17 protein-coding genes are annotated in these 19,414 nt (G+C 42.6%); 4 read left to right on the top strand and 13 right to left on the bottom strand.

Annotated elements, in window-relative coordinates:
• Positions 1-47: 47 nt before the first annotated feature.
• The 9 genes from FTU06_RS09895 to FTU06_RS09855 form a co-directional block, all read right to left on the bottom strand.
• Entirely contained in the window at positions 48-1,421 is a 1,374-nt protein-coding gene (locus tag FTU06_RS09895) for a phosphomannomutase CpsG (protein WP_180146323.1), read from the bottom strand.
• Between the two features lie 57 nt (positions 1,422-1,478).
• Positions 1,479-3,317, bottom strand: a complete 1,839-nt coding sequence (gene glmS, locus FTU06_RS09890; protein WP_180146320.1) for a glutamine--fructose-6-phosphate transaminase (isomerizing) — start codon at positions 3,315-3,317, stop codon at positions 1,479-1,481.
• A 12-nt stretch (positions 3,318-3,329) separates the two neighbouring features.
• Positions 3,330-4,694, bottom strand: coding sequence for a bifunctional UDP-N-acetylglucosamine diphosphorylase/glucosamine-1-phosphate N-acetyltransferase GlmU (gene glmU / locus FTU06_RS09885; RefSeq protein WP_180073532.1), 1,365 nt, complete (start codon positions 4,692-4,694; stop codon positions 3,330-3,332).
• Positions 4,695-4,715: 21 nt separating this feature from the next.
• Entirely contained in the window at positions 4,716-5,192 is a 477-nt protein-coding gene (locus FTU06_RS09880) for a phosphatidylglycerophosphatase A (RefSeq protein ID WP_180146412.1), read from the bottom strand.
• A gap of 22 nt (positions 5,193-5,214) precedes the next feature.
• Positions 5,215-6,132, bottom strand: a complete 918-nt coding sequence (thiL, locus tag FTU06_RS09875) for a thiamine-phosphate kinase (RefSeq protein ID WP_180146317.1) — start codon at positions 6,130-6,132, stop codon at positions 5,215-5,217.
• Between the two features lie 20 nt (positions 6,133-6,152).
• Positions 6,153-6,602: a transcription antitermination factor NusB gene (nusB, locus tag FTU06_RS09870; protein WP_180065119.1), complete on the bottom strand. Its 450-nt coding sequence runs from the start codon at positions 6,600-6,602 to the stop codon at positions 6,153-6,155.
• Positions 6,603-6,606: 4 nt separating this feature from the next.
• Positions 6,607-7,077 (bottom strand): 6,7-dimethyl-8-ribityllumazine synthase, encoded by a 471-nt coding sequence (gene ribE / locus FTU06_RS09865; RefSeq protein ID WP_067765591.1) that lies wholly within the window; start codon positions 7,075-7,077, stop codon positions 6,607-6,609.
• A gap of 11 nt (positions 7,078-7,088) precedes the next feature.
• Positions 7,089-8,210 (bottom strand): bifunctional 3,4-dihydroxy-2-butanone-4-phosphate synthase/GTP cyclohydrolase II, encoded by a 1,122-nt coding sequence (gene ribBA, locus FTU06_RS09860; protein WP_180026167.1) that lies wholly within the window; start codon positions 8,208-8,210, stop codon positions 7,089-7,091.
• 314 nt (positions 8,211-8,524) lie between these two features.
• Complete coding sequence (locus FTU06_RS09855) at positions 8,525-9,097, bottom strand: TetR/AcrR family transcriptional regulator (protein ID WP_180110829.1); 573 nt, start codon at positions 9,095-9,097, stop codon at positions 8,525-8,527.
• A 153-nt stretch (positions 9,098-9,250) separates the two neighbouring features.
• On the opposite strand from FTU06_RS09855, the gene FTU06_RS09850 reads away from it, so the two are divergent.
• Both FTU06_RS09850 and FTU06_RS09845 read left to right on the top strand, forming a co-directional pair.
• A complete protein-coding gene (locus FTU06_RS09850) occupies positions 9,251-9,994 on the top strand; it encodes an SDR family oxidoreductase (protein ID WP_180146314.1) in 744 nt (247 codons plus the stop codon).
• 314 nt (positions 9,995-10,308) lie between these two features.
• Positions 10,309-10,914, top strand: a complete 606-nt coding sequence (locus FTU06_RS09845; RefSeq protein WP_180146311.1) for a 2-hydroxychromene-2-carboxylate isomerase — start codon at positions 10,309-10,311, stop codon at positions 10,912-10,914.
• A gap of 192 nt (positions 10,915-11,106) precedes the next feature.
• Here FTU06_RS09845 and FTU06_RS09840 read toward each other — a convergent pair whose 3' ends face one another.
• Complete coding sequence (locus FTU06_RS09840) at positions 11,107-11,598, bottom strand: hypothetical protein (RefSeq protein ID WP_180116319.1); 492 nt, start codon at positions 11,596-11,598, stop codon at positions 11,107-11,109.
• A gap of 242 nt (positions 11,599-11,840) precedes the next feature.
• Positions 11,841-13,352, bottom strand: coding sequence for an aldehyde dehydrogenase family protein (locus FTU06_RS09835; protein WP_078194071.1), 1,512 nt, complete (start codon positions 13,350-13,352; stop codon positions 11,841-11,843).
• Positions 13,353-13,573: 221 nt separating this feature from the next.
• On the opposite strand from FTU06_RS09835, the gene FTU06_RS09830 reads away from it, so the two are divergent.
• Positions 13,574-14,755: a transcriptional regulator gene (locus FTU06_RS09830; RefSeq protein ID WP_180041639.1), complete on the top strand. Its 1,182-nt coding sequence runs from the start codon at positions 13,574-13,576 to the stop codon at positions 14,753-14,755.
• Positions 14,756-14,776: 21 nt separating this feature from the next.
• Here FTU06_RS09830 and FTU06_RS09825 read toward each other — a convergent pair whose 3' ends face one another.
• Together FTU06_RS09825 and FTU06_RS09820 are read right to left on the bottom strand one after the other, a co-directional pair.
• Entirely contained in the window at positions 14,777-15,739 is a 963-nt protein-coding gene (locus tag FTU06_RS09825) for an alpha/beta hydrolase (protein WP_180146308.1), read from the bottom strand.
• 246 nt (positions 15,740-15,985) lie between these two features.
• A complete protein-coding gene (locus FTU06_RS09820; protein WP_180113210.1) occupies positions 15,986-17,197 on the bottom strand; it encodes an iron-containing alcohol dehydrogenase in 1,212 nt (403 codons plus the stop codon).
• 400 nt (positions 17,198-17,597) lie between these two features.
• On the opposite strand from FTU06_RS09820, the gene FTU06_RS09815 reads away from it, so the two are divergent.
• Positions 17,598-19,298 carry an NAD-dependent malic enzyme gene (locus FTU06_RS09815; RefSeq protein ID WP_180003556.1) on the top strand — a complete coding sequence of 567 codons (1,701 nt, stop codon included), beginning with the start codon at positions 17,598-17,600 and terminating at the stop codon, positions 19,296-19,298.
• Positions 19,299-19,414 lie beyond the last annotated feature (116 nt).

Below are 19,414 nucleotides of genomic sequence, written 5' to 3'. Positions count from 1 at the left end.
AAGAAAAGGCTAGTAATCTAATCTAACCTTTTCTTTTATTATAAATATTATGATTTTGTAATGATTTGATCCAATAATTTAATATATTCTTGCATCGGTTTTGGATTTTGATCTTCGCGGCTTTCAATATTTAGACGCAATAGAGGTTCTGTATTTGATGCACGGACATTTAGACGCCATTCGCCAAAATTTAAACTAATGCCATCAGTTTCATCAATCTCAGGTTTTTGATCAGCAAAATGATCAAAAATCTTTTGAATAGTGACCTGAGTATCTGCCACTTTAAAGTTGATTTCACCGGAACAAGGGAACTTGGCAATCATATCTTCCACGAGTGCAGATAGGTTTTGCTTGGTTTCAGACAATACCGCAATCGCTAAAAGCCATGGAATCATGCCGCTGTCGCAGTATGCGAAATCGCGGAAATAATGATGTGCAGACATTTCGCCGCCATAAACCGCATTATGTTCACGCATAACGTCTTTAATGAATGCATGCCCAGATTTTGACTGTACTGCTTGACCTTGATACTGTTCAACAATATCTAAGGTATTCCAAATTAAGCGCGGGTCATGCACAATTTTTTCACCTGATTGCTTCAGCAGAAAGGCTTGTGCCAATAGACCTACAATATAGTAGCCTTCAATAAATTGCCCTTTTTCGTCAAAGAGGAAACAGCGGTCAAAGTCTCCGTCCCATGCAATGCCCATGTCTGCCTGATGTTCAAGTACAGCCTTACTTGTGCTGTCTCGGTTTTCAATCAAGATGGGGTTGGGGATGCCATTGGGGAATGTGCCATCTGCTTCATGGTGAATTTTAATAAATTCAACAGGCATATTGAGTGCTTTAAATTTTTCTTCAATGGCATCAATCACATGGCCTGCTGCACCATTGCCTGCATTCACCACCAGTTTGAGCGGGCGGATTTTTGCAGGATCAATATAAGTGATGAGGTGCTCTATAAATTCAGGCAGTACATTGTATTTTTCGGTCGTACCTTTGCGTGCTGCATCGATAAATTTCCCAGATTCTGCCAGCGCTTGAATGTCTTTCAATCCCGTATCTGCACTGATAGGGCGGGCATTTTCACGAACCAGCTTCATCCCGTTATAATCCATTGGATTATGGCTGGCTGTAACTTCAATACCGCCTTGCACATCCAAATGGAATGCACCGAAATAGACTTCTTCAGTCCCAGTCAAACCTAAATCTAAAACATCAACACCTGCATCATTCAGACCTTTGATGGTGGCTTGCTTTAGAGCTTCACTGCTTAGGCGGATGTCGCAGCCAACCACAATTTTTTTAGGTTGATAAATTTGCCCATAAGCGCGACCGATTTTATAAGCAATCTCTTCATTGAGTTCTGTACCGAGTTTGCCGCGGATATCATAGGCTTTAAAACAAGTTAGCATTGTCATGTTTATTTCCAACTATAGAAAAAAGGGCTGGAAATTCCAGCCCTTGATCAAAAATTATTATTCCACCGTCACTGACTTCGCCAAGTTACGTGGCTGATCGACATCTGTTCCACGCAGCACTGCAACATGGTATGAGAGTAATTGCACGGGTACGCTGTATACGATTGGTGACAAGATTTCATTCACACTTGGCACATAAACCACGTGTTGACGATCTTTCGCTTTGATGCCGCTGTTTTCATCTGCAAAAACAAACAATTCACCACCACGCGCTTGCACTTCTTCCATATTCGATTTGAGTTTATCCAACATGTCATCTTGTGGAGCAAGAATCACCACAGGCATATCATTATCAACCAGTGCCAATGGACCATGTTTTAATTCACCAGCCGCATAACCTTCTGCGTGGATATATGAAATCTCTTTGAGTTTTAAAGCACCTTCAAGGGCGATAGGGAACTCAGTTCCACGACCCAAGAATAGACAGTGATTTTTTTCAACAAATAATTCTGATAGACGTAGAATCTCAGCATTATTTTGTAAAGTATCTAAAATCACTTTTGGTGTATGCCAAAGCGCTGCAATAATTTCAGAAACACGGTCAGTTGAAATGCTTTGCTTAATTTGACCAATTTTCAATACCAATAGCATTAATGCCGCAAGCTGTGTGGTAAATGCTTTGGTCGAAGCAACACCAATTTCAGGGCCTGCGAGCGTCAACAAACTGTAGTTGGTTTCACGGACCATCGACGAGGTTGCCACGTTGCAAATGGTCATGGTGGTGATATTCAAGCTTTTCGCTGCTGCACGCTTTTGCGTATCACGCAGTGCAGCTAAAGTATCGGCTGTTTCACCTGATTGAGAAATACAAACATACAGTGTGTTATTCACAATCACAGGCGAGCGATAACGGAATTCACTGGCAATTTCGACTTGGCAAGGCACATCGATCAGTTGTTCAAACCAATATTTGGCAATCATACCGGCATGGTAGCTAGTACCACAAGCGATGATTTGCACTTGTTGAATTTGACTGAAATCTTGAGCTGCATTGGCAAGGAAATCATCACGAAGCGCATTACCATTTAATGCTTGTGAAATCGTTTGCTTAATCGCTTCAGGCTGCTCATAAATTTCTTTGAGCATATAGTGTTTATATTCACCTTTTGAAGCATTGCTGACAGTCGCATCAAGCTCTTTGACTGGTCGATTCACCAATTTACCATCGACGAATACTTCAATGGTATTACGTGTCAAACGTGCAATATCACCTTCTTCAAGGTAGATAAAACGGTTGGTAATCGGTAAAAGTGCCAATTGATCCGAACTAATAAAGTTTTCACCAATACCGACACCAATCACAAGCGGTGAACCTTCACGCACCGTGATTAATTCATCAGGATGGTCGGTATGTACGATACCCAGTGCATAAGCACCTTTGAGTTGAGGCACGACACTTTTAACCGCTTCTAAAAGACTCGGAGTGGTTTTTAAAGCGTCATTGACTAAATGCGCGACAACTTCTGTATCGGTTTGTGAGGTAAAAACATAACCAAGCGCTTCAAGATCATCTTTAAGCTCTTGATAGTTTTCAATAATACCGTTATGAACAACAGCCACATTGCCTGAAATATGCGGATGGGCATTATTTTCAGTCGGTTTGCCATGGGTTGCCCAGCGCGTATGTGCAATACCGACCGAACCTGCAATATCTGCTTCTTCAACGGCTTGTTCAAGATTTGCAACTTTACCTACGCGACGTTCACGTAGAACGTGGCCTTTATTAATCAGCGCTAAACCCGCAGAGTCATAGCCACGATATTCAAGACGCTTTAAGCCTTCAATTAAAATATTGGTAATACTACGTTCTGCAACGCCACCGACAATACCGCACATAATTTAATCCTCTTATTTCTTCAATTTTTGGGGACGTTGATAGTTTTCTTTGGCAAATTGCTTCGAACGTTCTACCGCAAGGCTATTGTCTGCCACGTCACGTGTAATGGTTGAGCCAGCACCCACTGTTGCACCATGACCAATGGTGACAGGAGCGACTAATGAGCTATTTGAGCCGATGAAGGCTGAGTCACCAATAATGGTTTTAAATTTGTTTGCGCCATCATAGTTGCAGGTAATGGTGCCTGCGCCAATGTTTGAACCTGCACCGACTTCTGCATCACCTAAATAGGTAAAGTGGTTGGCTTTTGAGCCTAAGCCGACAGTGGTATTTTTAACTTCAACAAAGTTACCAATATGCACTTCATTGGCCAATTTTGCGCCTGGGCGTAAACGTGCAAATGGACCAATTTGAGCGTCTTCACCAACAATGGCGCTGTCAAAAACGCTATATGGTTGAACTTTAGTACCTGCCGCAATCTTGGTGTTTTTAATGATACAACCTGCACCAATTTCTACGTTATCACCGAGTTCAACATCACCTTCAATAATCACGTTAATATCGATACGGACATCTTGACCAACAGTCAATGTACCACGTAAGTCGAAACGTGCAGGATCAATCAGGTGAACGCCTTGTTGCATCAGTTGTTTAGCTTGGAATGCTTGAAATTCACGTTCAAGTGCAGCCAATTGTACACGGTCATTGACACCTTCCACTTCGAAAGCGCGTTCTGGCTCAACAGATGCCACTTCGAGACCGTCAGCAATTGCCATAGCAACGATATCGGTCAGGTAATATTCACCTTGCGCATTGTTGTTGCTTAATTTTGGCAACCATTCATGTAATTTGGCATTACTTACGGCATAAATACCGGTATTAAATTCTTTGATTTTACGTTGTTCTTCAGAGGCATCTTTGTGTTCAACAATGGCTTGAATTTTGCCATTTTCACGTACAATACGACCATAACCTGTCGCATCATTAACCGTTAACGTTACTAAGCCAATGCCGGTTTGAGCAGATGCATCTAATAGTTTTTGTAATGTTGCTTCAGTGATGCAAGGCACATCACCCGAGAGAATCAAAGAAATCCCGGTTTTTGCTAGGACAGGCAGAGTCACTTTGACTGCATGGCCTGTACCCAATTGTTCTGCTTGTTCAACCCATTTGACATTTTCATGTGCAAACGCGTTTTGAACCAATTCACCGCCATGCCCATAGATGGTAATTATTTCTTCTGCATTTAGTTTTTTCGCAGTGTTGATGACATGGCCGAGTAGAGGTTGTCCTGCGAGTGGTTGTAATACTTTGGGTAAACGAGAACGCATACGTGTCCCTTTACCTGCAGCAAGAATAATAACGCTAGTAGACATGTTTAATCCTAGGTGTTTCTATTACATAGACAAAATATAAAAATAAATACAGATGCAAAGCGCGGCCCAAAGGCCCGCAATAATGTCGTCGAACATGATGCCAAAGCCACCACCGACTTGACGGTCAATGACACGAATAGGCCACGGTTTCCAGACATCAAATAAACGGAATAAAGCAAAACCAATCAATGCCCAAGTCCAGTTCATTTGCCCAAGATATAAAATTGGGAGGAAGGTAATGGACTGACCGGCAAATTCATCCCATACGATGCGGCCATCATCATGAACACCCATGACTTTGGCGGTTTGACCACAAATATAGATCCCAATAATCGACATGAGGATCATGACTATAATGGAGTTGAAAAAGCCGATTGCAAGCCAACCTGGAATAAACAACAAAGCAAAAGCAGAGCCAAAGGTACCCGGTGCTTTGGGTGCAAGACCCGAGCCAAATCCCACGCCACAAAAGGCGATGACTCGGTTAAACCAAGACATGGATTTAAAGTTAATGGCTGGCTTATGCAAAATGCTGGTATCCCTTAAATTTTATGACTTGGTCAACACCGTGATTGTTATAACGGATTCCCAAATTTGGGGTGATTTGACCGATTTTACTAATGTTTACATCTAATTCTAGTTGCAGAAGCTTTTTATAATTCTGCGGACTTATTGTAAAGCATAACTCGTAGTCATCTCCACCCGCGAGGGCGTATTGCCACTGCTTTTCTTGTTGTAATTGTTTTACATCGTGATCGATAGGAAGTTGATCTAATTCAATTTCTGCACCGACGTTTGAAGCGGCGAGGATATGTCCTAAATCTTGTGCGAGCCCATCAGAGACATCAATCATACTGTTGGCTAAGCCTTTGAGCTGTTGCCCCAGTAAGCAACGTGGTGTGGGATAATCTAAACGGCGCTGTAAGCGATGACCTAAATGGTTTAAGCCAAATGCAGCATCACCGACTTGTCCGCTGACGCAGATATAATCACCGATTTGGGCACCTGAACGTGGGACAGCTTGTCCTGATTCTACCCAGCCAAGGGCTGTGACTGAAATCGTCAGATGAGGACTTTGTGTGGTATCACCACCAATTAAACTCACACCAAATTGATCGCAACAATCATATAAACCCTGACTAAAGCCTTTGAGCCAGTCATGATCAATTTGGGGTAGGCTCAATGCCAATAAAATACTGTGTGGTTTGGCACCCATTGCAGCAATGTCAGAGAGATTGACGGCAACAGATTTCCAGCCGATGGCATGTGGGTTTGTGTCGAGGGGAAAGTGACGCCCAGCAACCAGTGTATCGGCACAGATGACCAATTGTTGCTGTGGAGGAGGGGTGAGCAAGGCTGAGTCATCACCGACCCCTAAATCGACAGAATTGATATTCTGACGATTAAAATAGGTATCAATGATCGAGAACTCAGCCATACAACGTACTACTTAAAAAATTAATTAGCTTGTTGTTTTTCTGCTGCACGCAATGTAGTCGCTAAACGATCCAATACACCATTGATGTATTTGTGGCTGTCTGCACCGCCAAAATGTTTAGCTAACTCGATCGCTTCATCTAACACGACGCGATATGGAATCTCAAGATGTTCTTTGAGTTCATATGCACCAAGACGAAGTGTTGCAAGTTCAACACCATCTAAAGCGTCTACTTCACGATCGAGTACAGGGATTAAAAGCGCATCCAATACTTCATGATTGGCAACAACCTCGGTCAATAACTCGTGGTAATAGCCGAGGTCGACCTTATGCATGGCATTATCCACACGTGTACGTGCTTCAATCTCATGGACAGGATTGCGGCTCATTTGCCATTCATAAATTCCTTGTACAGCAAAGCGACGTGCTTTACGTTTTGCTGCATAAGTTGCTTGAAGTGTTTGCGACATAGCGTTAAATAGCCTTTAACAAGTTAACCATTTCAATAGCAGTCAAGGCAGCTTCACTACCTTTATTGCCTGCTTTTGTACCTGAGCGTTCAATCGCTTGTTCAATACTATCCGTAGTCAATACACCATTAATTACTGGTAAGCCAGTGTCTAGACCAACAACGCCTAAACCTTTGGCACATTCGCCAGCAACAAAATCGAAGTGAGGCGTGCTACCACGAATCACTGCGCCAAGCGCGATGATGGCATCGAAACGATCTGAAGCTGCAAGTTTTTTTGCAACCACAGGAAGTTCCCAAGCACCCGGTGCATGAACAACAGTGATATTATCCTCTGATACGCCATGACGTTTCAATGTATCAACGGCACCTTCTAGCAAATGTTCAACAACAAAGCTATTAAAACGACCAACTAAAATCGCATAACGGTCTTCGTTCGCGAGATGTAACATACCTTCAATACGGCGAACTGCCATAGCAACCTCGATTATTTCTCTGATGTTTGATTTGCGGTGATGTATTCCACCACTTCTAAGTTAAAACCTGATAGTGCATTAAAGCGTAGTGGAGAGCTGAGTAGCTTCATTTTTTCCACGCCTAAATCACGTAAAATTTGTGCACCCACACCAATGGTTTGATACTGCTGAGACAGTGCCGCATTGGATTTAACATTTTTCGGTGCAGTTAAATTTTCTAAAGCAGGGCCTAAGTCCTGTAAATGACGCTGACCAATCCATACTAAAACACCACGATCGCTGGATGCGATTTCTTTGAGTGCTTTATCGAGATTCCACGCCGGAGCACCATCTTGTTTATTGAGTTTTAATAAGTCACGAACCGGGCTGAAACCATGTACACGGACTGTGGTTATGCCTTGTTTTGGTTCGCCTTTAACCAGTGCCAAATGAATGTCTGGGTTACCAATTTCACGGTAACGGAACAATTCAAAAGTACCGTATTCAGTATCTAAAGTTTGTTGATCAATGCGCTCAACGGTTTGCTCATTGGTCATGCGGTAGTGAATTAAGTCCGCAATCGTGCCCATTTTTAAGCCATGCTTTTCAGCAAAGACTTCAAGATCAGGGCGACGTGCCATGGTGCCGTCTTCATTGATGATTTCACAAATCACCGAAGCTGGTTCAAGACCTGCTAAACGCGATAAATCACAACCGGCTTCAGTGTGGCCTGCACGGTGTAGGACACCACCAGGCTGTGCCATCAGCGGGAAAATATGGCCTGGCTGTACGATGTCAGCCGGTTTAGCATGTGCTGCCACCGCCGTTTGAATGGTGTGCGCACGTTCAGCAGGTGAGATGCCTGTTGAAATGCCATTTGCTGCTTCAATCGACAAGGTAAAGTTGGTGCCGTGCTGTGCACCATTGGCATCTACCATGAGTGGTAGATTTAACTGTTGGCAACGCTCTTTGCTGAGCGTTAAGCACACAAGACCACGCGCATGCGTAATCATGAAGTTGATATCTTCAGGGCGTACGTGGGTCGCAGCGATAACAAGGTCGCCTTCATTTTCACGATCTTCATCATCCATCAGGATGACCATTTTTCCTGCACGAATATCAGCTACGAGCTCTTCAACAGTATTGAGCGGCATCAATCTTCACCTTTTTGTTTGTCTCGAATGACATTTACTTGCATTGATTGTTGCATAGTCTAACGTTTTTTTGCGTTCTTTGCCTATGCTTATCATTTTCCTTTAATGGCTCATTGTTATACACAGTCGTCAGAACCTTGAAAAGAGGACTTTATTTGAATTGTGCCATTTATGCCCAATCTTTAAGCGATTGAAAAGCATAAAAATTGGCAACCTTATACGGATATTGAATAATTAAGCCAAAGGGAGCTGACAGTTTATCGGAAGAGTTTAATCGCATAACTACATGAAGGATCACATAAAATAATCGTCACTTATGCAGCTGAGTGTGCAGCTAAATAATCTTGAATGATCATTTTATTGGCCTGCAAAATGCTTTTTTGTAATTCGGGATCATGCATTGCCCGTGCAATTAAAACCGCACCGACCAATTGGGACATCATGGCCCAAGCTTTTTCTTCACTCGCCAAATGTGCGCTAAATAAAGCATGACCGCGCAGTAATTCCTTTTCATAGGCCTGTTTAATCGTGTCATCTGCACGAGCTACTTCGGTCGCAAGTGTCGGCAAAACACAGCCTTGTTCAGGATGTTCAAGGTGGGAAGGGGTTAAGTAACGGTCTAATTCAAAATTAATCCAGTCGGCTGCATTATGATGCGGGTTGCTTTGCCACATGTTAAAGCTTTGCTGCAATTCATATTCAACCAATGCTTTGAGTAAATCCTGTTTTGACGAAAAATGTGAATAGAATGCGCCACTAGTTACACCTGCAGCTTTCATTAAGCTGTCAACACCTGTTGCAGCAAAGCCATTTTTTTTCGCAATTTGCCCCGTAATGTTGAGCAATTCTTGTCGTTTTTGTTGTTTGTATTCGGGTTTATAGCGCATGTGCATGACCCTAAAAAATTATGATTGACGATAAATTAATCATAACATAGTATTCGTTATAGTAACGATCGTTATTTAATAAAGTGTGGTTTAAAACCGACGCGTAAATAAAATGAGCGTGGAATAAAAATAAAACAGCAATGGAGTGAGACTATGCAACAAATCAACAAGACTTCAGCAAAAGTCGCTTTAGTGATTGGTGCAGGTGATGCAACCGGCGGTGAAATTGCCAAACGTTTTGCGCGAGAGGGTTATATTGCCTGTATGACACGTCGGAATGCAGACAAATTACAGCCTTTAATTGCTGAAATTCAAGCACAGGGAGGGACTGCTTTTGGCTTTGGTTCGGATGCTCGAAAAGAAGAGCAAGTGATTGAACTCATCGAGCACATTGAATCAAACATTGGCCCGATTGAGGTCATGGTCTTTAATATTGGTGCCAATGTGCCATGTAGTATTTTGGAAGAAACCGCACGTAAATATTTCAAGATTTGGGAAATGGCATGTTTCTCGGCATTTTTAACGGGGCGGGAAGTGGCGAAGCGCATGGTGAGCCGTGAATCTGGCACAATTATTTTTACGGGTGCGACGGCTGGGGTTCGTGGTGCCGCAGGCTTTGCCGCTTTTGCTGGCGCAAAACATGCGCTTCGTGCCTTGGCACAAAGCATGGCGCGTGAACTTGGGCCTAGAAATATTCATGTGGCGCATGTGGTGGTTGATGGTGCAATTGATACCGATTTTATCAAAGATACATTCCCTGATCTTTATGCTAAAAAAGAGCAAGATGGTATTTTAAATCCCGTACATATTGCAGAAAATTATTGGCATCTCTCACAGCAACCACGAGATGCATGGACGCATGAATTAGATCTGCGACCGTGGATGGAACGCTGGTAAGCGTAATTTGATTCAAATAAAAGAACGATACGCGGTAAGGTCATCCGCAAGTGTTTGAGACAGGACTACATCTATTCAAAAATGTTTTTGCGATACTTTGAATAATTAGACGCTAGTGAACGAGTTTTGCGGATGACAATGGTTTTGGGTACTTTTGCCGAAACAAAAGTACCTCCAGCCGAAGGCTAATCCCTTTATTTAAACCCTGGATGTAAGACTCCGTCAAATCGGCTTAAAAATCATTTAAAAAATACGATGTTACTTTTACGTGCGTAACATCAGTTAGGAAAATAAGCAAAAAAAGGACGAAAAACATGAAAGTCATTGAATTTTATTTTGATGTCGGCAGCCCATATAGTTATATCGGTTTTCATCGCATTCAACAGATTGCACAGCAGTATCAAGCCGAGCTGATCTGGAAGCCAATGCTACTCGGTGGAGTGTTTAAAGCCACAGGCAATAGTAGCCCAATGGCGGTACCTGCGAAGGCACGTTATTCCATGATTGATCTTCAACGTTGGGGAAAGTTATGGCAGATACCCGTACAGATGAATCCGTATTTTCCGATCAATACTTTGCAGTTGATGCGTTTGATAACCGCAGTCCAATTATTTCAGCCTGAAGTATTTCTCAATGCACTGACGGGTATTTTTAACGCAATGTTTGGTCAGCCACGCAATTTAAATGATCTCAATGAATTAATTCAATTGATGCAGGAGCTTGGATTGGAGGTAGCGCAGGTTAAATCATGGCTTGAAGATGAAAAAGTAAAGTCTGAGCTTAAAGTGGTGACCGAAGAAGCCATTGCACGTGGTGTGTTTGGGGCGCCAAGTTGGTTTGTCGATGATGAGTTATATTGGGGTGTTGATCATTTACATTTTGTTGAGGCGGCTTTACAGGCTTCATCACGATCAGCCTAATTGGACGAATACTTGAGTGAATGCTATTGAATATAAGCACCAGTTTTAGGGCGGGAATGCAGAAGTCATTGTAGATGTAAGTGGAATTATAGAATGGATCATGGCTGATTGTCTTACTTACATCTACTTTTACTCAGCTTTCATTTGTATTGAGTCTTATTTTTGGGGGTACTAACTTAAAAAACTTAAGCTTTATTCCGTATATAAATAATGCTGACATTTGGTGCAATTTACGGTGCATGAATCGCTTGCATAAATACCTTTACGAAAGAATCGTTTATTGCCGCAAAAGATACAGATAAATTCATCTTTATGATTTTTAGCGCTTGGTAGCTCTTGGTAAACGAGTCTTAATCCATTGTCTTTATAACGATAATTTCGACCATAAATTTGTTTAGCAAGCCAATAGTCCAAACTTGTAAATTTTATGGCAATACAACTGATGATACAAAAAGGAAATAGCCATATAGATCCAAATGCTTTGGAAACAGACGCCCAACCTGAAAATACACTTGTGAAAGTAAAAAACATGACCGCGAAAGCACCAAAGAAGAAAAGATAGAATACTTTGCTTTGGAAAGAGCTTAATTTGTTTAAGTATTTGAGATGATGTTCATAGGTCGAAATATCATCTTGGTTGGGCACAAATGCGGGATAACGTGCTTGCTTAGGTTTGTCTGACACTTGATCACCAAATGAATGACCACAGGCACTACAAAAGTGATGTTGTACTAATGCTTTTTCTCCACAGGAGACACAATATTTCATAGCTATTTAAATATTTTTAATTAATAAAGTTATTTGTTTAGCAAGCATAAGAAAATTTGCAGCTTTTTAAAAGAAATTTTAATGAATTCTTTGAAGAGGCTTCTAACAAAAAAGCGAACCGAAGTTCGCTTTTTATCTCATGTATTGTTCAACGCTGCTTAGAAGAAGCCCATTGGTTTGGTGTCATAGCTCACCAACAAGTTTTTGGTTTGTTGATAATGATCAAGCATCATTTTGTGGTTTTCCCGGCCGATCCCTGATTTTTTGTAGCCACCGAATGCTGCGTGTGCAGGGTAGATATGATAACAGTTGGTCCATACACGACCTGCCTGAATAGCACGACCCGCACGATATGAAGTATGCGCTGAACGCGACCAAACCCCTGCACCTAGACCATAAATCGTGTCATTGGCAATTTTAATGGCATCATCAAAGTCTTTAAAGGTTGCTACTGAAAGCACAGGGCCGAAGATTTCCTCTTGGAAAATCTTCATGTCATTGGTGCCTTTAAAAATCGTTGGCTCAATATAGAAACCTGTACCGACTTCATTTCGTGGGTCACCACCAGTAATGAGCTGTGCACCTTCATTTTTACCTGTAGCGATACAGCCTAAAATTTTGTCTTGCTGCTCTTGCGATGCCTGTGCACCAATCATGGTATCGGTATCGAGTGGATGACCCGTCTTAATACGTTTGACACGTTCGACAGCCATTTCCAAGAATCGATCTGCAATGCTTTCTTGTACCAATGCACGTGAAGGACATGTACAAATTTCACCTTGGTTGAGCGCAAACATGGCAAAACCTTCGAGTGTTTTATCTAAGAACTCATCATCTTTGTCCATGATGTCTTCAAAGAAGATATTTGGTGATTTTCCACCAAGTTCTAAAGTCACAGGAATGATATTTTCAGTCGCATATTGCATGATCATTTGACCCACAGCGGTTGAACCGGTGAAGGCGATTTTTGAGATGCGTGGATTGGTCGCCAATGGACGACCGACTTCAACACCATAACCATTCACAATATTCAGCACGCCCGGTGGGAGTAGATCTTGAATGAGTTCAGCCAAGACCAAGATGCTGACAGGCGTTTGCTCCGCAGGTTTCAACACGATGCAGTTACCCGCAGCCAATGCTGGAGCAAGTTTCCAAGCCGCCATCAAGATTGGGAAATTCCACGGAATAATTTGACCGACCACACCAAGTGGTTCATGGAAATGGTAAGCAATAGTATTTTCATCAATTTCAGAAATGCCGCCTTCTTGGGCACGGATACAGCCGGCAAAATAACGGAAGTGATCGATACAAAGTGGAATATCAGCGGCTAAGGTTTCACGAATCGGTTTACCGTTGTCCCATGTTTCTGCAACTGCAAGGAGCTCTAGGTTTTCTTCAAGTCGATCGGCAATTTTTAATAAAATATTTGAGCGTGTCGTTGGGGAAGAGGCGTTCCATTGGGCTTTGGCTTTATGCGCTGCATCCAAAGCCAATTCGATATCTTCAGCAGAAGAACGTGGCACTTTGGTAAAAACTTTACCGTCTACAGGGGAGATATTTTCAAAGTATTCACCTTTCACTGGCGCGACCCATTGGCCACCAATCAGGTTTTCATACTGAGCTTTAAACTGAACTTTTGAACCGGGTTGATTAGGATCGACATAACGCATATGAATTTTCCTTTGCTTGTTTATTATGATCTTGTTGGGCTGCCCATCTGTGGCAATCTACAGCTTTGGTATAAGGTACTTTTGTACATTATTTGATTAGCATAGCCTGTATAAGGTTGGAAAAAGGTTGGAGACAAGAAGGTTTACAATATTTTTTTTCAGTCTTAAAAACAAAAGCTGGGAAACGGATTTTTAGTCATGAATTGTTGTGAGAATAATGAATGATGATACAGAAGGATTTATCTGAAAAACGACAGAATGTCGAACGGTTAAGGCAGGGCATGAGTCTGTCAAAGCAGCAAAGCTCGCAATTGAATGAGAGCATTGCGAGTTCTTGGCAGCGATCGGCGCAGGCGGAAATTCCGGAAAACCGGAGTGCTGCGCCTTTGGTGAATTTAAGTCCTCAGAGTCAACAGCAGTCGGCATTGCATCACGCGTTGCAACATTGTGCCGAAGATTTAAAACACATTGCCGAACAATCGTCGATGGTACTTGCCGTAGGCGATGTGGGGAGCACGATTATTTGGAGTGCGTCGAGTCGGCAAATGCAAAGTGCTGCGGAAAGTGTGCATTTTATTGCAGGTGGGCAATGGCGCGAAGAATTGGTCGGCACCAATGCATTAGCGTTGTCTTTAAAAACCCAACAGTCGAGTTGTGTGTTTTCAAATGAACATTACATGCCATCAGTACATGAATGGGTCTGCTATGCAGCACCGATTATCGATCCACATACGCAGCAAATTTTGGGCGTGGTTGATTTATCCACCGTGTGGAAAAACCACAATAGTTTAGGGCTACTTGCGGCTGAACGCTGCGCTTCGATTATTCAATCGGCTTTACTCGATTTTCAAAAACAGCATTTGTATATTCGGGCCTTTGCTGTGCCGCAAGTGTTATTTAATGGCAAAGTGATGGTGCTGACCCCGCGGCAAATAGAAATTTTGACCATCTTGGCGCTATGTCCGCAAGGCATGACCTTAGATACTTTGCATCAAGCCTTATATGGTGAACGTAAGGTGAGTGTTGGGACTTTAAAAGCGGAAATGTCGCAGCTACGCGATATTTTGGGTGGCATGTTAGGCTCAAGACCCTATCGCTTATTGGCGCAAGTCGAAGCCGACTTTTTACAAGCCGAGCAAGCTTTAGATGCAGGTTATCTCGATTCTGCATTAAAACTGTGTTCAGGGGTTTTCTTGGCCAAAACCGAAAGTCCTTTTTTAGGGGCATGGCGTGATTGTCTTGAGTCACGATTGAGCCAAGCGATTTTTAATGCCAAAGAAACGGATGTTCTACTCAAACATGTCGCGCGTTTCCCTGAAGCTATCGATGCGGTTGAACGCCTGATCGAGCTGATGCCCAGATCACATCCCGTACATCAGACTTTGTTGAAACTAAAACAGTAATTTGCAATGTGATTCAGGCTATTAAAGGCCTTTATTGGCCAGCCATTGAAAGAGCTTGGTATAGACTTGTTCTCGCGCGGTTTTTTCCGAAAGTACTAAATCATGCAAGCCATTGTGAATGCTTTGAATGGTGACATCGCCTTGAATTTTCTTGGCATATTTTTGGATATCTTTTACACCCAAAATCACATCACTGGTCTGCGCTGCTTTACCCCATTTTTTGGGATTTTTAGTTTGATGCGAGTGCATGACTAAGACCGGTACATCTAGGCTGACACCTCGGTGGATCTCCTTTTGAGCCTCATAAATTGTCCGTACAAAACTTAAATACACCATTGGATAGCGGGTCTTTTTCCAGTCTAAATTGAAGTCCCATTCACCCTTGAGTTCACAGTGTAAGCTGGCGGTGTACCATTTATTCAGTTCACTTGGGAATTTTAAATTTGGAAAAGTCTTTGCCAATTTACTCAGCTGTGGAATACCCAGTGCGCGTTTCACTGGATTCATGTTGAAATCATAAAATGGGCTATTGACCCAAAGGGCTTGAATTAAAGGATGATTTTGATGATGCGCCGCATACAAGGTGGTGGTTAATCCACCCGTTGAATGACCACAAAGCAGTAAGGCATCGTGACCTTCATCTGCAATGATCGTTAGGGCTTGATCTATTTCGGCATCGTATTCAGATAGTTCATGCACATTATAGTATTTTTGATGCGGGCGGATGGAGCGGCCATATTTTCTTAAATCCAAGGCATAAAAGTCGAAACCGTGCTGATTGAAGCGTTCCGCCATTTCGGTTTGGAAAAAATAATCGATAAAGCCATGGATATAGAGCACCGCTTTGGAGGTGGGGGCCGCTGCTTTTTTGCGAACCAGTGTGGCAACCACAGGGCCTTCATAATCATCCGGGAAGGTCAGCGTGGCTTGTTCATAGCCTGCGCCCAAAATGTCAGGCTGATACTGAATATGTGAATGGCTCATTATTATACTCATCAATATTATTGGACATTATGCTTTATCCTTGATGAGCCATAACCTTTTGTCAAATGAATAATCGATGCTGTTATGCGAACTAAAAAAGAGTGACCTCAGTATGAAAACGACCAATCTAGAGTCGCTTCCCTGAAATAAAAAGTGAAATGGATTCAGTTGAGCCTACATCACCAGACTCAAAGGGTAATGTAGGCACTTAGGTCACTTAAACATGAAGACCTTTGAGGGCTTAACTTAAACAGCCGCTTTGAAGTCGACCACAGAAGCATTGGCTTTAAGCGCTGCCTTGAAAATATCAACCACTTGAGCATGATTCGCTTTACGTGGATTGGTCAGCATGCAGGCATCTTTTTGCGCATTTTCAGACATGATGCTGAGGTCTTGTTCTTTCACACCGAGTTCAGAAAGGCTCGATGGAATGCCAATCGAAGCAGAGAGTTCACGGATTGCTGCAATCGCTGCATAAGCCGCTTCAGTCACCGTTAAACCGTCGGTTGGCACACCCATGAGCTGTGCGATACGTGCATAGCGGTCAGGGCAGGCGATCAGGTTAAATTCGCAAACGTGTGGTAGCAGCACGGCATTACATACGCCATGTGGCAAGTTGTAGAAGCCGCCGAGTTGGTGCGCCATCGCGTGGACATAACCTAAAGATGCATTGTTAAATGCCATCCCTGCTAAGTACTGCGCATAGCTCATCGCATCACGTGCTTCTAGGTTTTCGCCATTGGCGACGGCAGGGCTGAGCCATTCACTGATCATTGAAATGGCTTTTTCAGCACAAGCATCGGTAATAGGATTGGCTGCTGTAGAAACATAAGCTTCGACCGCATGTGTTAATGCATCCATACCGGTTGCTGCAGTGAGCGCCGCAGGTTTCGCAATCATCAGTTTCGGGTCATCAATAGCGATAAGTGGGGTACAACGCCAATCGACAATCGCCATTTTTACATGGGTTTCAGTATTGGTAATGATACAGAAACGGGTCATTTCTGATGCCGTACCTGCGGTGGTATTAATCGCAATGAGTGGAGTCATTGGAACTGTACTTTTATCGATGCCTTCATAGTCACGAATATGACCACCACCGGCAGTGACTAAGCCAATGCCTTTGGCACAGTCATGAGAAGAGCCGCCACCGAGAGAGACAATAAAGTCACAGCCATTGTCATTGTAGGCATCTACACCGCTATGCACGTTGGTGTCAGTTGGGTTGGGTTCTGCGCCCGGAAAGATGTGACTTTCTACGCCAGCTTCAGTTAAATATGCGGCAATCGTATCTGCTACACCAAATTTGTAAAGACCGGCATCGGTCACGATAAGCGCTTTCTTTGCGCCAAGATTTTGTGCCTTTGCACCAATTTCTTTAGCACAGCCGGGGCCAAAAAGTGAAACACAAGGGATGTAAAAACCGTTTGTTTGATCTGCAATATTTTTAAAAGCCATGGTGCGATTCCTTCTACCATTCATTGTCATTTGTTATGGGTGATACTCACCTAAACTGAGTATTGCGAGGGATGTTTTAAATTCACACCTACCAAAGACCTACCAAAATTATGGCTTTGTTTTGAATTTATTTAATTGATTGAAATTTAATCATTAATTATTTTTGTTATTTTCTAAGATTCGCTAAAAGTCGTATACATTTAAGCCAAAATAGGCGTTGCGATGATTGGATGCATGATCGAGTTATCAGATTATAAAATCTAACTAAAACTACTATCAATTTACTAAATGCCCCAAAGCGCTCGAATCAGGATAGGCTATAACAAATAACGAGATAGTCACTTTTGTGCATTTCGCTTTTTGCAGTGCGAAACAAAAGATTAATTAAACGAGTTAAATAATGCCCAGTGAAAATTTGAAAACGAAACGACCTTTATATATTCCTTATGCCGGAAATACACTTTTAGAACTCCCACTTTTAAATAAGGGTTCTGCGTTTAATGAAGATGAACGTAAGAGCTTTAATTTACACGGTTTAATTCCACACGTTACAGAAAGCATTGAAGAACAAAGTCAGCGTTCTTATCAGCAATATTGTGCATTTAATAGTGATATCAATAAGCATATTTACCTGCGCAATATTCAAGACACCAATGAAACATTGTTCTATCACTTAATTGAAAACCACCTCAGTGAGATGATGCCGATCATCTATACACCAACAGTGGGTGAGGCTTGTCAGCGCTTCTCGGACATTTACCGTCGTCATCGTGGGATTTTTATTTCATATCCTGACCGTGATCATATCGATCAAATTATTCATAACGTGAATAAAAAGAATGTGAAAGTGATCGTGATTACGGACGGTGAACGTATTCTTGGTCTTGGTGACCAAGGCATTGGGGGGATGGGGATTCCGATTGGTAAGTTGTCGCTGTACACTGCGTGTGGTGGGATCAGTCCAGCCTATACTTTGCCGATTACTTTAGATGTCGGAACCAATAACCAACAGCTGTTGAATGACCCGATTTATATGGGTTGGAGTCAGCCTAGGATTAGTGGTGAAGAATATTATCAATTTGTCGATGACGTGATTAAAGCCATTCAACAACGTTGGCCTAAAGCGCTGATTCAATTTGAAGACTTTGCACAAAAAAATGCGATGCCTTTACTGGAAAAATATCGCGATAAAATTTGCTGTTTCAATGACGATATTCAAGGGACAGCAGCAGTGTCTGTCGGAAGTTTAATTGCGGCATCACGTGCAGCAGGCAAGCAGCTCAAAGATCAAATCGTCACCTTCTTAGGGGCGGGTTCAGCAGGTTGTGGGATTGCAGAACAGATCATCAAGCAAATGGTGGCGGAAGGTTTAACCGATGCTCAAGCACGTGCGCGGGTGTTTATGGTCGACCGCTTTGGTTTAATTACTGAAAATCAGCCGAATCTTTTAGATTTCCAACGCAAGCTTGCGCAAGCACCGGATAACGTCGCACATTGGGCAAATGCAGATTCGGTCATCTCACTCCTGGATGTGGTTACACATGCCAAACCGACTGTATTGATTGGGGTTTCGGGACAACCGGGGCTGTTTAGCCAAGAGGTTATTGAAACGATGGCTGCAAATTGTGAACAGCCTATTGTGTTGCCACTATCTAACCCGACATCACGTGTCGAAGCGGTGCCTGCAGATATTATCGAGTGGACCAAAGGTAAGGCCCTGATTGCGACAGGTAGTCCATTTGCACCAGTGAATTATCATGGCAAGATTCATCAGATTTCACAGTGCAATAACTCCTATATTTTCCCGGGGATTGGACTGGGTGTGATTGCATCTGGGGCGAAACGTGTGACGGAAAATATGCTGATGGCATCTAGTACGGCATTGGCGGACTGTTCACCAAAATTGGCAGATCCAAATGCTGATTTATTGCCAAGTTTGGATTATTTACAGGATATTTCGAAGAAAATTGCATTGAAAGTCGCGTTGGCTGCGATTGCTGATGGTGTTGCGCCAAATGTCAGCGTTGAAGTGCTCGAACATGCGATTGAAGCGAATTTCTGGAAACCTGAATATCGTGATTATGTCCGTGTGACCTATTAACGCAATTTTAATTTTTATTCATATTTGTGGAACCTGACTCAAACCATGTTCCACATACTGAATAAATATAGATTGATTTTGATTGGTGTAAGCGATAGATAAAAAAACCCCCATCT

Source organism: Acinetobacter sp. YH12052, assembly GCF_013419835.1.
GTDB classification, from domain to species: Bacteria; Pseudomonadota; Gammaproteobacteria; order Pseudomonadales; family Moraxellaceae; genus Acinetobacter; species Acinetobacter amyesii.
Note: the sequence above shows the minus strand (reverse complement) of the source record. Positions and strands in the feature narration are given on the sequence as shown.

Excerpts from the sequence above, each read along its gene's own strand:
- FTU06_RS09895 (WP_180146323.1), bottom strand. The coding sequence starts at position 1,421 with ATGACAATGCTAACTTGTTTTAAAGCCTATGATATCCGCGGCAAACTC.
- FTU06_RS09845 (WP_180146311.1), top strand. The coding sequence starts at position 10,309 with ATGAAAGTCATTGAATTTTATTTTGATGTCGGCAGCCCATATAGTTAT.
- glmS (WP_180146320.1), bottom strand. The coding sequence starts at position 3,317 with ATGTGCGGTATTGTCGGTGGCGTTGCAGAACGTAGTATTACCAATATT.
- ribBA (WP_180026167.1), bottom strand. The coding sequence starts at position 8,210 with ATGCCGCTCAATACTGTTGAAGAGCTCGTAGCTGATATTCGTGCAGGA.
- thiL (WP_180146317.1), bottom strand. The coding sequence starts at position 6,132 with ATGGCTGAGTTCTCGATCATTGATACCTATTTTAATCGTCAGAATATC.
- FTU06_RS09820 (WP_180113210.1), bottom strand. The coding sequence starts at position 17,197 with ATGGCTTTTAAAAATATTGCAGATCAAACAAACGGTTTTTACATCCCT.
- ribE (WP_067765591.1), bottom strand. The coding sequence starts at position 7,077 with ATGGCAGTTCGCCGTATTGAAGGTATGTTACATCTCGCGAACGAAGAC.
- FTU06_RS09850 (WP_180146314.1), top strand. The coding sequence starts at position 9,251 with ATGCAACAAATCAACAAGACTTCAGCAAAAGTCGCTTTAGTGATTGGT.
- glmU (WP_180073532.1), bottom strand. The coding sequence starts at position 4,694 with ATGTCTACTAGCGTTATTATTCTTGCTGCAGGTAAAGGGACACGTATG.
- FTU06_RS09855 (WP_180110829.1), bottom strand. The coding sequence starts at position 9,097 with ATGCGCTATAAACCCGAATACAAACAACAAAAACGACAAGAATTGCTC.
- FTU06_RS09835 (WP_078194071.1), bottom strand. The coding sequence starts at position 13,352 with ATGCGTTATGTCGATCCTAATCAACCCGGTTCAAAAGTTCAGTTTAAA.
- FTU06_RS09880 (WP_180146412.1), bottom strand. The coding sequence starts at position 5,192 with ATGTCTTGGTTTAACCGAGTCATCGCCTTTTGTGGCGTGGGATTTGGC.
- FTU06_RS09830 (WP_180041639.1), top strand. The coding sequence starts at position 13,574 with ATGATGATACAGAAGGATTTATCTGAAAAACGACAGAATGTCGAACGG.
- FTU06_RS09825 (WP_180146308.1), bottom strand. The coding sequence starts at position 15,739 with ATGAGCCATTCACATATTCAGTATCAGCCTGACATTTTGGGCGCAGGC.
- nusB (WP_180065119.1), bottom strand. The coding sequence starts at position 6,602 with ATGTCGCAAACACTTCAAGCAACTTATGCAGCAAAACGTAAAGCACGT.
- FTU06_RS09815 (WP_180003556.1), top strand. The coding sequence starts at position 17,598 with ATGCCCAGTGAAAATTTGAAAACGAAACGACCTTTATATATTCCTTAT.